The sequence below is a fragment of the Leptolyngbya sp. AS-A5 genome, from assembly GCF_039962495.1.
GTDB lineage: Bacteria > Cyanobacteriota > Cyanobacteriia > Leptolyngbyales > Leptolyngbyaceae > Leptolyngbya.
Map to the genome: position 1 here is coordinate 24,354 of NZ_JAMPLL010000006.1, position 14,879 is coordinate 39,232.

Annotated in this window: 15 protein-coding genes; 5 read left to right on the forward strand and 10 right to left on the reverse strand. The window is 47.1% G+C overall.

The window, feature by feature from the left end:
* Positions 1-89 precede the first annotated feature (89 nt).
* From NC980_RS09770 to NC980_RS09780, 3 genes are all read left to right on the forward strand, one after another.
* On the forward strand, positions 90-959 hold the full coding sequence (locus NC980_RS09770; protein ID WP_190378974.1) for a glycosyltransferase family 2 protein: 870 nt from the start codon (positions 90-92) through the stop codon (positions 957-959).
* A 197-nt stretch (positions 960-1,156) separates the two neighbouring features.
* Positions 1,157-1,867, forward strand: a complete 711-nt coding sequence (locus tag NC980_RS09775) for a DUF502 domain-containing protein (RefSeq protein WP_190378975.1) — start codon at positions 1,157-1,159, stop codon at positions 1,865-1,867.
* Between the two features lie 36 nt (positions 1,868-1,903).
* The gene (locus NC980_RS09780) at positions 1,904-2,680 is read left to right on the forward strand and encodes an HAD family hydrolase (RefSeq protein WP_190378976.1); all 777 of its coding nucleotides are present in this window, start codon (positions 1,904-1,906) and stop codon (positions 2,678-2,680) included.
* A 79-nt stretch (positions 2,681-2,759) separates the two neighbouring features.
* On the opposite strand, the gene psaC is transcribed toward NC980_RS09780, so the two are convergent.
* The 4 genes from psaC to NC980_RS09800 form a co-directional block, all read right to left on the reverse strand.
* Complete coding sequence (psaC, locus tag NC980_RS09785; RefSeq protein WP_009458117.1) at positions 2,760-3,005, reverse strand: photosystem I iron-sulfur center protein PsaC; 246 nt, start codon at positions 3,003-3,005, stop codon at positions 2,760-2,762.
* 168 nt (positions 3,006-3,173) lie between these two features.
* The gene (gene hetR / locus NC980_RS09790) at positions 3,174-4,073 is read right to left on the reverse strand and encodes a heterocyst differentiation master regulator HetR (protein ID WP_190378977.1); all 900 of its coding nucleotides are present in this window, start codon (positions 4,071-4,073) and stop codon (positions 3,174-3,176) included.
* A 321-nt stretch (positions 4,074-4,394) separates the two neighbouring features.
* Entirely contained in the window at positions 4,395-4,577 is a 183-nt protein-coding gene (locus NC980_RS09795) for a hypothetical protein (RefSeq protein WP_190378978.1), read from the reverse strand.
* Between the two features lie 131 nt (positions 4,578-4,708).
* Positions 4,709-6,460, reverse strand: a complete 1,752-nt coding sequence (locus NC980_RS09800) for an FAD-dependent oxidoreductase (protein WP_190378979.1) — start codon at positions 6,458-6,460, stop codon at positions 4,709-4,711.
* Positions 6,461-6,709: 249 nt separating this feature from the next.
* On the opposite strand from NC980_RS09800, the gene NC980_RS09805 reads away from it, so the two are divergent.
* Positions 6,710-7,762, forward strand: coding sequence for an alcohol dehydrogenase catalytic domain-containing protein (locus tag NC980_RS09805; protein WP_190378980.1), 1,053 nt, complete (start codon positions 6,710-6,712; stop codon positions 7,760-7,762).
* On the opposite strand, the gene NC980_RS09810 is transcribed toward NC980_RS09805, so the two are convergent.
* Positions 7,753-8,448, reverse strand: a complete 696-nt coding sequence (locus tag NC980_RS09810; RefSeq protein WP_190378981.1) for a Mo-dependent nitrogenase C-terminal domain-containing protein — start codon at positions 8,446-8,448, stop codon at positions 7,753-7,755. The genes NC980_RS09805 and NC980_RS09810 overlap by 10 nt on opposite strands.
* 109 nt (positions 8,449-8,557) lie before the next feature.
* Between NC980_RS09810 and NC980_RS09815 the strand changes: the two genes are divergently transcribed.
* Complete coding sequence (locus NC980_RS09815) at positions 8,558-8,926, forward strand: EamA family transporter (RefSeq protein WP_190378982.1); 369 nt, start codon at positions 8,558-8,560, stop codon at positions 8,924-8,926.
* 2 nt (positions 8,927-8,928) lie between these two features.
* Here the strand turns inward: NC980_RS09815 and NC980_RS09820 are convergent, their stop codons facing one another.
* From NC980_RS09820 to NC980_RS09840, 5 genes are all read right to left on the reverse strand, one after another.
* Positions 8,929-9,987, reverse strand: a complete 1,059-nt coding sequence (locus NC980_RS09820) for a glycosyltransferase (protein WP_190378983.1) — start codon at positions 9,985-9,987, stop codon at positions 8,929-8,931.
* The gene (locus NC980_RS09825) at positions 9,984-11,105 is read right to left on the reverse strand and encodes a glycosyltransferase family 1 protein (RefSeq protein ID WP_190378984.1); all 1,122 of its coding nucleotides are present in this window, start codon (positions 11,103-11,105) and stop codon (positions 9,984-9,986) included. Before NC980_RS09825 ends, NC980_RS09820 begins: the two co-directional genes overlap by 4 nt.
* The gene (locus tag NC980_RS09830; protein WP_190378985.1) at positions 11,102-12,064 is read right to left on the reverse strand and encodes a GDP-mannose 4,6-dehydratase; all 963 of its coding nucleotides are present in this window, start codon (positions 12,062-12,064) and stop codon (positions 11,102-11,104) included. Before NC980_RS09830 ends, NC980_RS09825 begins: the two co-directional genes overlap by 4 nt.
* A 139-nt stretch (positions 12,065-12,203) precedes the next feature.
* Positions 12,204-13,370: a glycosyltransferase family 4 protein gene (locus tag NC980_RS09835; protein WP_190378986.1), complete on the reverse strand. Its 1,167-nt coding sequence runs from the start codon at positions 13,368-13,370 to the stop codon at positions 12,204-12,206.
* Positions 13,367-14,851, reverse strand: coding sequence for a glycosyltransferase family 4 protein (locus NC980_RS09840; RefSeq protein WP_190378987.1), 1,485 nt, complete (start codon positions 14,849-14,851; stop codon positions 13,367-13,369). Before NC980_RS09840 ends, NC980_RS09835 begins: the two co-directional genes overlap by 4 nt.
* Positions 14,852-14,879: the final 28 nt, after the last annotated feature.

A 14,879-nucleotide genomic window follows, 5' to 3' on the forward strand; every position in this document is an offset into this window, starting at 1 on the left:
ATGAAAGATGAAGCGTGAAAAAAGGGAGAAATAGAGAAGGAATTTAACCTGAATATTCGTCCCTTTTGCCCTCTTCATCTTTTTGTTTTATGTTCTCCATCTTCATCCTGACCCATAACGAAGAAGTCGAAATTGCTGCCTGTATTGAATCGGCGCTGTTATCAGATGATGTAGTGGTGGTTGATTCTTATAGCGACGATCGCACGATGGCGATCGCGCAGTCTTATCCAATTAGAACGGTTCAACATCGATTTGAGAGCCACGGCAAGCAGCGTACTTGGATGCTGCGATCGGTTCCGGTGAAATACGAGTGGGTTTACATTCTTGAAGCCGATGAGCGGATGACTCCGGAACTGTTTCAAGAGTGTCTGGATACGATCGCGACGGCTGAACACGCAGGATATTATGTCGCTGAGCGGGTGATGTTTATGGGTCACTGGATTCGCCGCAGTACCCAATACCCACGTTATCAGTTGCGCCTATTTCAGCGCGAGAAGGTGTGGTTTACGGATTACGGACATACCGAACGCGAGGTGGTCGAAGGCTCGACTGGATTTTTGCAGGAAACCTACCCGCATTACACTTCTGGAAAGGGCTTTAGTCGCTGGATTGATAAACATAATCGCTATTCGACGAACGAGGCGATCGAAACGCTGCGTCAACTGGAATCTGGTTCGATTGATTGGCGATTGCTCATTTTCGGACGTTCAGAGGTGGAGCGGCGACGCGCCCTTAAAGATCTTTCATTACGCCTGCCGTTTCGTCCGTTAATTCGATTTTTCTATATGTATTTTCTGCTGGGGGGCATTCTCGATGGCTATCCCGGTTTTACTTGGTGTACCTTACAAGCATTTTATGAATATTTGATCTTGCTCAAGATGTGGGAACTCAAAAATTCGTCAGTCGAAGCCCCCAAAATTCCTGAGCCTGCTCACGTTGCATCTCAAAATGTAAAATAATATACTAATTCCATTCGGATATGGTCGAAGGGGAATCAATGATTAAATAATGAGATTCAGCTTAGAAACCTTCCTAAAGTTGCAACATTTCTTTACAGGCTTTAAAAATAAAGTAGCGCGGCTACAATCAGTGCTTTGGGAGCGTGCTAACTTTTGTCTCCGCTCCCAAATTATATTAATGGCAGAAATTGCCCCAGATGAAGGAGAGTAGGGTGTCTGTGATCCATCGTCTTAAGCAAGACCTCAAAAACGATCTGATTGCCGGGTTGCTCGTTGTCATTCCCTTAGCAACGACGATTTGGTTGAGTTATACGATCGCGACTTGGGTCATTAATTTTCTCACTCGTGTTCCTAAGCAGCTAAACCCGTTTGACGGCTTGAACCCATTTTTGGTGAATCTGCTCAATTTTGGAGTGGGTTTAGCGGTTCCGTTGCTCAGCATTCTATTTATCGGGCTGATGGCGCGAAATATCGCCGGACGTTGGCTGCTTGATGTGGGCGAACAGGTGCTACAAGCGATTCCGCTTGCAGGGGCAATTTACAAGACGCTGAAGCAGCTTCTAGAGACGATTCTGCGCGATTCAAGCGGTAAGTTTCGCCGCGTGGTGTTGGTGGAGTATCCGCGTCAGGGCGTTTGGTCGCTTGGATTTGTCACAGGTGCAATCGGAGCTGAGGTGCAATCGCACTTTAAGCATGACATGCTGAGCGTGTTCATTCCCACGACTCCGAATCCCACAACAGGTTGGTATGCGGTTGTGCCTGAAACGGACGTGATTAACTTGTCGATGCCGATCGAAGATGCGTTTAAGGTGATTATTTCTGGCGGCATTGTTAGCCCGGATGCGATGAACGCGATCGTCACGACCAGCACGAAGCGCCCATTAGTTGAAGCGATCGCGGACGAATAATGCGCTACTTTGAGGAAGTTGCCATTTTCTAACAAAATGTCTGTGATTCCCCGCGTTCTAGCGCTCGATTTCGACGGTGTGATTTGCGATGGGCTGAAGGAGTATTTTCAGACTGCTTGGAAGGCTTACGCGCAAATTTGGCAGGTTACAGCGCCTCCAGACGCAACGATCGCACCTGCATTTTACCGATTGCGTCCCGTGGTTGAGACAGGCTGGGAAATGCCGCTCGTGATTCGAGCGTTGGCTACAGGAATCACCGAAGCAGAAATTTTTCAGAATTGGACTGCGATCGCGGCTCAAATCGTTACAGACAATCATCTGAAGCCTTTAGAGGTGGGTGCGATCGTTGATACGATTCGAGATCAATTAATCGCAACAGATCTAGAAAGCTGGCTCGCAGAACACGAATTTTATCCAGGAGTTTTGGAGCGGTTGCGATCGGTTCTGAGCAGTTCAACTGATTTCGTAATTATCAGTACCAAAGAAGGGCGATTCATCAAGCAGCTACTACATCAACAGGGAATTGAACTCAGACCCGAACAGGTCTACGGTAAAGAATCGAAGCGTCCTAAGCCGCAAGTTTTGAGTGAACTGAGACAAGCGTATGGAGAAACGGCTTCAATTTGGTTCATTGAGGATCGCTTGAAAACCTTAGAAGCAGTAGAGAAACAAGAAACCCTTACGCAAGTTGAGTTATTTCTGGCGGATTGGGGCTACAACACGGCATCGGAGCGGCAGCAGTCAAAAGAGAGCGATCGCGTTCACCTGTTGTCTCTGGCACAATTTAGTCAGGACTTCTCAGCCTGGATTTAGGGCAAAAAAAAGAGGGCGAACTGCCCCCATAACTTTGAACCCACATAAATGAAAAATGATTGCTGTATGAAGTTTTGCCTTAATAAGCCAGACCCATACTGCGTGTTGTTTCAGCGCCGAGGTAAACCCGAATGCTGAGGAAGTCGGTCGGACAAGCGGTTTCGCACCGCTTACAACCAACACAGTCCTCGGTACGAGGCGAAGATGCGATTTGACCCGCACGACACCCATCCCAGGGAACCATCTCTAGAACATCGGTCGGGCAAGCCCGAACACATTGCGTACACCCAATACAGGTGTCATAGATTTTGACCGTATGCGACATATTATGGAAGGCTCCAGATTAGTGCTTATGACTTGGCATCATCTGTTAGTTCTGAAATTCACGATATAAAACCGCTTACTCTCAGAATCAATGCCTAGTGTACTCTGGCGTGTTGTTACACTCTTTCAGACAGTTGCAAAACTTTAAATTGCGTAATGTGAGGGCTGATCACAATTCAGCAGAACCAAACACCATTTGCACGACAAACGGCTCTCCGCCTTCTGCATGGTAGCGATCCGCCCAGTTACGAATGATTTCATCAAGTTCTGCGATCGCGCTTTCCACCCGATCGCTTGGAATATCCAATTCTTCTAACACGCGCATCACCCGCCCTTGACGCTGTGCCCAGTCCTGCATCAAACGGAAAAACCGCGCTGTGTCCTCGATCATGACGTAGGCTCGTTCTTCGTGGTCATCTGGAGAATAGGAAGACCGAGTGAGCGCATAAAACGGCATTCCCCAAGGCGAGTCGATGCGGGTGACAGTGCCAGAGTACAAAAGCCGTCGCTTAATATGTTCTGCCAGCGCTTCACTCAGGGGCATTCGTTGTTCTTCGAGTAGATCTTCTTGCGAGCGAGTATGCAGAAATTCGATCAACTCTAAAAACTGGAAAGAATTGATCAATTGAGCATCTGGAAGATTAGGCGGCAGTTTTCGTTCGATCAGGCGCTTTTCGTCCGAAGTCAAACTTGTTCCCGGAACCCGCGATTGTCCAGGCAGCCAGGGATAGTGTTCCATCCAGACGTAGGGCAACTGAATCAAGTACCGAGGTTCTTGAGACCCTAGCATTTTGAGTAATTTGCCTTCACTGAGGGCTTGCCGGACTTCTTCGACGATCGCTTTGACTCGTTTTGGTTCAATATGGTGCAAATGCCCCGTCATCCGGAGATTGCCATCCTGCTCCAAATACGTCATATAAATCGCGCATTTGGCAGCCGTGGCTGCGGCATCGAGAAATGCACCATGTCGGTGTCCGCCGGTTCGCATAGCGCTAAAGGCAAGATACAACATGATCTGATCGATCGCGCTAGGGCTGAGCAATTTGATCAGATCGAGGTCATTGGTCATATCAAGCGCCACCACTGAAACAGGAACACAGTCAAAACAGTCGTAAAGTTTAGTCTACAGTGAGAGACTGCGATCCGTAATCGCACGGACTTTCTGTAAGGCAAAACTTTATAATTAGGAAGCCGCCGCCAAGTTTACATTAATGTGTGTGATGACAACTTGCTGTCTTGAGCTTGCCCAACTTCAGCCGAAACTCAACAGTCGAATTCTATAGCCTTTGTTTCTAGGATGGAAAGTTATTTCTGATTGGGAAACAAACGTTAGAAGGGTTGTCTGCGTTCTGAAGAAACTTTTTTCGGAAACCCTTACCGCACGAAAAGATTAGAGTTCGTTTGTCACAGCGTCGGTATAAATTCGTCCGCTCCCTCTATGATCAACAAACGGCTGAACCTCTTGAGCAACATTAAACTGAGAGGTGAGATTATTGCTATTTTCAGTGTGCTGACTGACAGTAATTACTCCGACAAGCGAGATAAAAAGCGCAACTAGAACTTGAGCATTCATAGGAGATACATTCTTAGGGTAACCTATCTCTTTACAGCTATGAAGCTTTTAGATCAGGACGAAATAAATGAACCCAATAAAATTCAGTAGCTTTACTAGATTGACAACTGTTAGTGTTTGTCTGAGAACTTCTAGTTCAGTGCTTCTACTAAGACCCAATTTCCTGAGTAGTTAAATTTGCCAAATCCATTCAGTATTTGCCCGGATGGGATGCTCTGGAGGTGAGCATTGATTTCTGTTTCTAAAGTGATAAGCGCCCAACTTTGATTGGGGCGATCGCTCAAAGTCAATTCATAGTCCTGTATTGCTTTACGATCGAATCTTCCTGAAAAGCGTTGAGCCGTTGCGCTGGGAGATAGCGTTCTGGAGTTTGCAGGGCATTCACCGTTATTGGGATAGCTTTCTGGATGGTTGATATAGTAGCGTTGCCAGTACAGCCATTCGGGGTGAGAAGGCGACAGATTGAACAGTGGGAAAATAGCAGCAGGAGCAGCCGGGTCAGTGATTAAGGCGAGTTGGAGCGATCGCACATTTAACTCTCGCGGCTGACAGTTTTGCTCGATGCAGAGTGCGGCTGCCATCCCTGCGGCTTGTCCGATGCCTAAAACGACGGGCTGTAATCGGGTTGCACCGTTTGCCATGTGAGTGACGGAAATGTTTTTCTCGCAGACAAGGAAGCCGTCGATCGTTTGCGGTACAAGACAGCTGTAGGGAATTGTGAAGGGCGTTCCTGTCCAGCGTCCTCCCCAGCGAATTGATTTGGGTTTGAGGGGAATATCGCCGCTCGGATAATGGTGATCGTTGGCGTAGTTGCCGATCGCGATCGATTGACAGAAGTTTTCAGCGTATTCGCAGCCGATCGCTTCGACTCGATACGGTAAGGGAGCGACTCGTTCTTGCGGCAGTAAGTCTTGTTCACGTAGCGTAGCGATTCCAATGAGTCGGCGGCTTTCTCGATAGTAAGGATGAAGTGCAAGGGCGCCTGTCGGGAAAGTGTCTTCTGCTAGTCCGTAGCGGTTTCCGAGTTGGGATTGGATGAAGTGGGCGAAGCTGAGGGAGCGATCTTTGGCTTCCTGGTGGAATTGGGTGCGGGTTTCTCGGTTGAGCAAGCGTTCCAAACCTTCGCCGTAATCGTTGCCGGAGATGGGCCAATTGATCATGAAGCGATCGCCGGGTAAGCGTCCGTAATTGAGAAAGGCTTCGGCTCCGTAGTTTGTCCAAGCTTTCTCGAATTTGGTTGGATCGTAATTTAGAGGTTTGAGGATTTCGGGCGCGTTTGATTCGCCAAAGTCGCGCATCACAACAACCCAAGTTGGGGCTTGGGCTGGGTAAGTTTGAGTGAGTGTGTTGGGTGCGATCGGGGCACTCGGTTCGTTGAATTCGGGTTGCAGTTCCCAGCCCCAGCGATAGGGAATGTCTCCGAGTTCGAGTAGATCACCGAGTTCGGTGGCATCGATCGTGATTTTTGCCTCGACTTTGACGGTTTGGAATTCGACTCCGAGGATGCGATTATCTTTTCTTAAAACTTTCTCTGGTGTTTCGCCTTGAATCCACCGTAAATTCGGCAAGACTTTCACCCAATCGGCAAAGATTTCGGCTCCGATGTGCGGCTCATACGTGAAGAAACTCACCCAAGCATTATCGAGTCCTCCAGGCTGACGCTGTTCTAGTTCTCGTAAAAACGCGCCCCAAATTCCGGTTTGAAAGGCTGCGAGTTCGTTCCCATCAGGAGCGGTAACACCTGCACTGGTGAGCATTCCACCGAGCCAGGAAAATTCGCTGACTAAAATTGTTTTGGCTCCCCGCCTTGCGGCTTGAATTGCTGCGGCTGTTCCTCCGGTTCCGCCTCCCACAACCAGCACATCTGCAATCAGTTCCCGCATTGTTTTTCTAAGCTAAAAATCTTCTCAATCATCTCGGTGAATGGAGTTTTGAGCAAGTGGTTTTAGTTCCAGGGTGCGATCGTGAAAGCAGAACTGCTTGGATAAAGTTCTGCCATTCGCACCAAGCAAGCCTCTGCAAATGCCATCTATCTAGCAGGTCTTTAAAGTAGAGATTTTTCTTCAGTTTATCTAAGCAAGATAGAAAGTTAGTGGTAGAGTCTCGATCGACCCCTTCCAATTCATCCAACTATGAAAGCGCAAGTCTTTCGTGGAGTGAATCAACTCCAGTACGAAGATGTTCCAAAACCCGAAATTGCAGCCGACGAAGTGTTAGTACAGGTGCAAGTCGTGGGCTTGTGTCAGTCGGATATTAAAAAGATCAAGTATCCCTTGCTAGAGCCGCCTCGGATTTTTGGGCACGAAACCGCAGGCACGATCGCTTCAATTGGAACAGAAGTGAAAAACTGGAATGCTGGCGATCGCGTCATCGTTTTGCATCACATTCCTTGTATGCACTGCGCCTATTGTCTGAACGAGAATTTCTCGATGTGTGAGGTGTACAAGAACATCACGACGACAGCCGGATTTGTGCCGAGCGGTGGCGGATTTGCTCAGTATGTGAAAGTTCCGGGACATATTGTGCGAAACGGGGGATTGATGCGAATTCCCGACGATGTGACGTTTGAGCAAGCGAGTTTTGTTGAACCGACGAATTGCTGCTTAAAGGCAGTGAAGAAAGCGCAGATTCAGCCAGGACAGACCGTTTTGATTACGGGAGCAGGGCCGATCGGTCTGATGTTTATCATGCTGGTGAAATATTTTGGAGCAAGCGCGATCGCTACCGATTTGCTCCCGTCCCGGATCGAGAAAGCGCTAAGTGTCGGAGCCGATGCCGCCTTTGATGCGCGGGATGCTGATCTTTCGAGCAAAATTCAGGCGATGACTCAAGGAATGGGAGTCGATGTTAGTTTGTTGGCGGTTCCCAGCGATAAAGCATTCTTTCAGGCGATCGATTGCACCCGCAAAGGTGGGAAAATTCTCTTCTTTGCAGAGTTTCCCGATGAAGTCGAAATTCCGATCAATCCAAATGTGCTGTATCGGCGCGAAATCGATTTGATGGGCAGTTACAGTTCCTCGTATCGGGTGCAGCAACTAGCCGCCGACATTGTGTTTCAACGGCGAATTGATGTTGATGCGTTGATTAGCGATCGCTTCCCACTTAAAGATTTAGCAAAAGCGGTCGATCGTGCAGTTTCTCCAACACCCGATACCTATAAGATCCTAATTTATCCTCAGCAATAAGGAGCCACATCTTCGCCGCATTCATCCGCAAGGTAGGACAGCGCCCGGAAGCGAATTCCGACTAGCTGATCATAAAGCGGATTCAATTTACAAAGCGGCGGGATGTGAATCACCTTGTGCCCGAATAGGGTAATCGTGCGCTCGAAGGGACACTGGGGCGGAATCATTTTGCAGATGAATCGAGCCACTTTCGGATCGTGAATCTCAGTGCGATCGAGCCACGATCGCACTGGTTTCAACACATCTAAATGGGGATCTGAATGAGGATGAAGATTGGAGTGAGGAGCGTGAGTTTCAGACGACTGAGCGCAATCGCACAAGGTCAGCCGCAGACTTTCTAGAATCTCAGTTCCACAATTCAACGTGCGGCAAAACTGCTCTAGGATTGCATCTTCGGCTGAGGTATAAGAACCATCGGCTAAAGATACCATCACTGCAGTTCTCAAGAAGTTCTCAGCTAAGTCTGCATCTGATCCGAAGCTCGCTCGCAGTTCATCGTCAGAAGCAGCAGGGAACGATCGTGCGGCTCCTTCCTGAGTTAAGGGATGATCGGTGAGCGAGACAATCAACTCTTGCTCAGCGGCATCGAAATTGTCATCTGCCCAAGCTAAAGTCAGCAAGCAGCGTAACCAAACTGAAATCTGCTCATCGGTGTAAGTGGGTCTAACAGAGGTTGAAGAGTCCATCGGCTTGTATTTCACTTCAAGACAAATCGTAGCTTAAGAATTGGATTTCCTGGTGGGTGTTCAAGCGGGCTGTACACTGAATATGAAATGAATGACTTAAGGATTACTTGTGAGTGTTCAAGAATTTTTGCTGTTTCTAGGTTCGATCATTGCTGGTGTGAGCGGTCAGTTTTTCCTCAAGTCCGGAGCGCTGAAGCTCGGTCAAGTGACAGCGAGTAATGCAATCAGTCATGTTCTCGGAATTGCAACAATACCTGAACTGGTCATTGGTCTTTGTTGCTACGGAGTTGGCGCCATTTTGTATATCTTATTGCTCACTCGTGTTCCGTTAAGTATTCTCGCGCCTGCGGTAGCGTTGCAGTATGTATTCTCAGTGATGATGGGAAAATTTCTGTTTAATGAGTCGATTCCAGTAATTCGCTTATTTGGAGTGGCATTTATTATTTGTGGCGTGGTTATGCTGATGGCGAAGAAGTAGGCTTACAAATACTGGCTGAGAATTTCAGCGGTTTGAGCTGCCGTTTTTTGCCAGCTAAAGTTTGAGGCACGATCGAGTCCTTTGAGGTGCAGTTGATGGCGTAGTTGGCTATCAGTCACGATCAATTTCATTGCCTCTGCGATCGCGCTTTCTTTGTACGGATCAACGAGTAGTGCTGCATCTCCCGCGACTTCAGGCAGTGAAGAAAGATTTGAGGTAATCACTGGAGTTCCACACGCCATTGCTTCTAGCACAGGTAAGCCGAATCCTTCCCATAAACTAGGGAAAACAAGCGCGATCGCACGATTAATTAATTCGGGCAGTTCGGCATAAGAAACATAGCTGAGAAATTTGACGCGATCGCGAATTCCTAGCTCCTCAGCTTGTGCCTCTAAACTAAGGGTAAATCTTGGATCGGGTGAGCCTGCAATCCAAAATTCATAGTCTTCCGGAAGTTGAGAGAAAGCGGTGAGCGATCGCCCAATATTTTTATAAGCGTCGTGTCTTCCCACATAGAGAAAATAGTTTTGCGTTGACAGATCGAGAAACTTGAAATGTTGGCTGTCGTAAGCTAATGGAACAACAGTGATTTTGTTGGCTGGAATTTTGTAGAATGCGATCGCATCATTTGCGGTCGATTCTGAATCACTCAAAATATGCTGAGCTTGATTCAGAACGTGAGGAATATAGTATCTGTAATACTGTGTTAGAGGAGACGTAAAGCGTGGGAATCGCAGCGGAATAAAATCGTGTAAGGTTACAACGTAGCGGCATTTCGTGAATATTGGGGCTTCAGGAATTGGAGAAAAAATAAGGTTGCCTTGAAGCTTTTGATAGATTTTAGGCAGATCAAACTGAGTCCATTTCAAGCGCTTAAAGTGTCCTTTTTTTCCTTGATCTGGAGTCAACTGATCTGAAATTTTATAACAGGAATAATCAGGAATATCTTGTCCAGTTAATAACACTGGTTTAAGGGGAGTTAAACCAGGCAATAGATTTTTGGCATACACTGTATGACCTGTGGGCTTTGAGGCTAGAAATGCGAGGTTGATTAATATCACAGAATCGATCGATAAGCTTCTAACGTTGCTTTTGCTGTCTTTTCCCAAGAATATAATTTAGCTTGTTCTCTGCCTTTTTGAATTAAACGATCGCGGAAGGGACGATCGTGAATCACCTTAAAAATTGCTTCTCCGATTTGCTGAATATCAGTCGGCTCAACTAAAATTGCTGCATCTCCCGCTACCTCTGGCAATGATGAAGTATTACTGGTGACAACGGGCGTGCCCAAAGTCATTGCCTCTAACACGGGCATTCCGAATCCTTCATAATGCGATGGATACACAAAAACATCAGCATTCTGATAAAACTGGGCGACCTGAGCATCTGTTAGATAGCTTAAATGCCGAATCGAGGAGCGATAGAAAGATTGTTCAATTTGCTGAAAAATCGGTTCGTAAAGCCAGCCTTTTTGCCCAATTAGAAGTAGCTCATGGTCGATCTGATAATTTTTCTTCAAGTATTCAAACGCAGAAATCAATGCCTTGATATTCTTTCGAGGTTCGATCGTGCTAACAAACAAAATATAAGGCTTAGATGGTTCTAATTTAGGGTGTTCAACTTGAGAATAACGGCTTGCTAGATGAGTTACCCAAATTCGACTCGGATCAACGCCTAAATATTCAACAATATCTTGCTTAGAACTATGTGAAATGGTTAGAACTAAATCCGTCCATTCAAGACATTTCTTTAAGCGATCGGTATAAGCCCTCACCGTAGAGTTGGAATACTCAGGATATCTAACAAAACTCACATCATAGATTGTCATCACCTTGCGCTTTCCCGGAATTGGAAAAACGGTGTAGTTTGTTCCATGAACAATGTCAGCCTGATTAAAATAACTTTCCAAATAATGAGCGGACAGCAATGGAAGCTGAATAAACAGATTTGAAATTCGTACCGGAAATGGAAACAACCTCAGATTAGAATACGGCTGCAAATACTCTGGAAACGCTAAATCTCTTGTGAGCCAATTCTTCAATCGAGGCTGATAAATTAGCTCCAAATCAAAAAATTCAGTCGCTTGCAACGTTGTTAAGCCTTGGACTAGATTTGCGACATAAAGTCCCATTCCACTGGGTTTTGACATCCAAGGCGTAACATCGATCGCAACCCTCATGACTCGCTCAATTCCTTCAGATCGTGATCGACCATTAACTCAACCAACTGCTTGAAAGAATATTGCGGCTCCCAGTTTAGCTGTTGGCGAATTTTATCGATCGACCCGACTAATTGCACTTCTTCATCGGGTCTGTAGAAGTTTGGATCAACTGAAACATAGTTCTCCCAATTTAACCCCACGCAATCAAACGCCGTCTGCACCAATTCTCGAACCGAATGCGTTTCGCCACTCGCAATAATGTAATCATCCGGCTGCTCTTGCTGCAACATCATCCACATCGCTCTGACTGCATCTTTGGCGTAACACCAATCCCGCTTAGCATCCAGATTTCCCAGCTTCAATTCCTTTGCCAGTCCCATCTTGATCATCGCTGCTCCGCGTGTGATTTTGCGGAACACAAACTCAGTTCCGCGTCGTGGAGATTCATGCGTGTAGGTCACACCACAGCAGCTATAAAGACCGTACTGTTGCCGATAGTTGATGGTCATCCAGTGGGCATACGCCTTCGCGACACCATAAGGATTTCTAGGTCGAAAAGCAGTGCGTTCTGTTTGCGGTGACTCGTCGGGTTGCCCAAACACTTCACTACTTGAAGCTTGATAAAATCGAGCATCCGGCTTACAGCGGCGAATCGATTCCAGCAGCCGAGACACACCCAAAGCGGTGTATTCCGCCGTTAAAGCGGGCTGTGTCCAGGAGAGTGGTACATAGCTTTGAGAAGCTAGATTGTAGAGTTCATCTGGTTGTGCGTAAGAAATAGCATCCATCAGAGAACACTGGTCGAGCAAATCACCCGACAAAATCTCGATCGTTCCCGATAGATGACTGATGCGATCGACATTGCCCGAACTCGATCGTCGCACTAGCCCAAACACTTGATAGCCCTGCTGCAACAGAAGCTCTGCGAGATACGACCCATCTTGTCCAGTTAATCCGGTAATCAATGCTCTTTTCATCGTACTTGCCACTCCTTCACGCACTCAATGCCTCAGTTCGCCTTACAGCTTACTCCGGTTTGCCTGTTTTGCAATGCTCCTCTGCAATTGCAACAATCATTGAATTGCCAGTAGCTCACAAAAAATAGCAAACGATCGCTCACGTATTGTACTGAATTGTCTCAATCAAGTTTTTCTGAATTTGCTCGAATGAATAATTCTGCAACACATATTGTCTGGCTAATTTGCCCATTCTTTCCTGCTGGCTTGGGTCTGATAACAGGTCTTTAAGGTGATGCTCAAAGCTGGTGTAGTCGGTGTAAATTTTACCGCCTTCGCTGCGCTCCGCATGTTCAACTAGAACTTGGCAAGCGCCATTCACTAAAATTGGCGTAACTTGTGCCATTGCTTCTAAAGTCACAATACTGAAGCTTTCGTAAGGAGAGGGCATCACAAAAACCGATGCGCCTGCCATCAACTGAAATTTCATCGTCGCTGAAACAAATCCAAGAAACTCAATATCCTCGCGCTGCGGCAGTACCATGTGGTTCTGTCCGGTCAAGATTAACCGCAGCTTCGACGGGTAGCGTTTCTTAAACCGAGTAAAAAACTCGATCAACTCGGCGCAGCCTTTACCTGCGTCGATTCGACCGCAGTACAAGATGTAGGGATAGTCTGATTCCATGGGCGAGTGTAAGTCTGTATCGATCGCCATTGCAATCACTTTTCCGGGCAATTTTCCCCAAAGCGCCTGCCCGAATTGTTGCTCCGCGTGGGTCAGCCAAATCAGCGATCGTGCCTTGTGAACCATATCCCCATAGACGCGAAAATAAGCGGGTGCTTCATCGTGCAGCGTTGGCGCAATCAGAACCTTCTCAGCCGGCACTTGCTCGACCCCAAAATAAGTTGGGGAATACAAATACGTGAAAAAGAGAACGGCTTCGTACTCTGCATGACGATCACCCAGAAATTTGAGCAACGGCGTAGAATGAGGCCCCTGCTGTCGGATGTATTCTTCCTGTAGCGCAGTTGTCCAATAGGAGAGCGATCGACCCCGATGAAAATCGTGCAGCAAACGTTCATGTAACCTTTCCCAGAATGCACTACGTTCGATCGTCACCTCAAACCGGAAAATCCGAATGTTGCCTTGGGTCTCGCACTTAATGGGTAAATCGTTTGCCCAGGTTTTGTAGTCCAGCGCAGTTGTCGTGAGAATATCCACCTGAAATTGATTCTGCAACAGGGTCGCATATTGCCAAGCCAGGGACTCTGAGCCACCAACAATACTCGGATGACAGCGTTGAACAACCAGTGCAATTCGTTTCATTTCGACTCTACGGCTAAATGATTGATCAACTGAAGAAATTTTGCTTCGATCCTGCGATTAGAAAATACCTCTTCATAGCGTTGCCAACCCAATTGACCAAGTTGACGGCTTACAGACTCGCTGGTTGCAATTTGATCGAGCGAACCTGCAAGTAGGGCAGGATCAGCTTGCGACCACACTAAGCCTGCTTTATCGATCGTGTGTGGAATGGCAGTGGAGCCATAAGCGACGATCGGCAACTTAATCGACATGGCTTCGACTAGCGGCACACAGAATCCTTCGTGATCGCTTGTAATCATGAAAGCGTGCGATACCAAATAATACGATTTCAGCGCCTCCGCAGAAACGCCTCCGGTGAATACGACTGCATTTGCAAGTTCTAATTCTGCAACCTTTTGGCTCAGAAAGTTACTGTACTTGTCTAAGCGGGGATCGGCTTTACCTACAATTAGTAAGCGACTGTTGGGGTTGTAATAGCGGTAATAATGATGAAAGGCTTCAATTAACGCAGCGTGACCTTTGTTCGGAGCCAATCGACCCACCATGAGAATGTTGAACTTGCCATCATGGTAAGCGTTTAGAACCGAAGAATCTGGCTCTGTAAACTGTAAGCTGTCAATATGATGAAACGGGGGCAAGACTGAACTACTTTCAGGCGATACACCCAGTTCAAGCAGCTCACCAGCGTTATAGGCAGAATCTGATAGATAAGTTGCTCCTGGAAGGTTGGCGATCGTTTGAAGCTGTGCGCGTCCCGCCCGACAGACGTTGGTATAGTCTGGGTTAAAGTTCTCGAAATACTGCGGCGGTGTTACGTTGTGATATTTAACCACTTTCTTGCAGTCAATTTCTCGAATCGGAACTAAGGCAGCATCCCAACCCACAGAATAGTGATAAATCAAAATATCTGAAGGTTTAGTCAAGAATGATTTGATTTGGCTGATGTGCTTCACCTCTACAGCGGAGGTTGTCCAGACATCGCAGAAGATTTGACACACATAGCCCTGCTTCATTAAGACGTGATACATTCCCATCACATCGTTTCCCACGGCATCGCCATCGACTAAGCAAGGAGTCAAAACAGCAATCCGAATCTCTGAATCTCTGCGATTTACAAAGGGTTCGATCAGTACTTCAACCACCGGAGGCGGAACGGGTTGGGGGGGCGCGATAGATGTTTCAACAACTGGAGGGGCAGGCTTGGATTGCACAATCATTGCTTTAAGCTTGTGCTTTTTTGCGGCAAGCGATTGCCGCGCTCGTGACCCTAAGTGTTTGGCTCGCCGAGCAATTGCTAACGCATACCGCTTACTTCTGCCCTTAGCTCTTTTCCACAGCGACGGACGAGCAATCAACTGAACTGGCTCTTGAACGACCTCAGAAGCTGGAAGTGGGATCGGAATTAGTGGACGATTGGCAACATCTTCAGTAATCTGCTGCATTAACTTATCGACATCAATTTGAACTTGATCCGCTCCCATCTCCACCATTCCCTTGTTGAATTACATC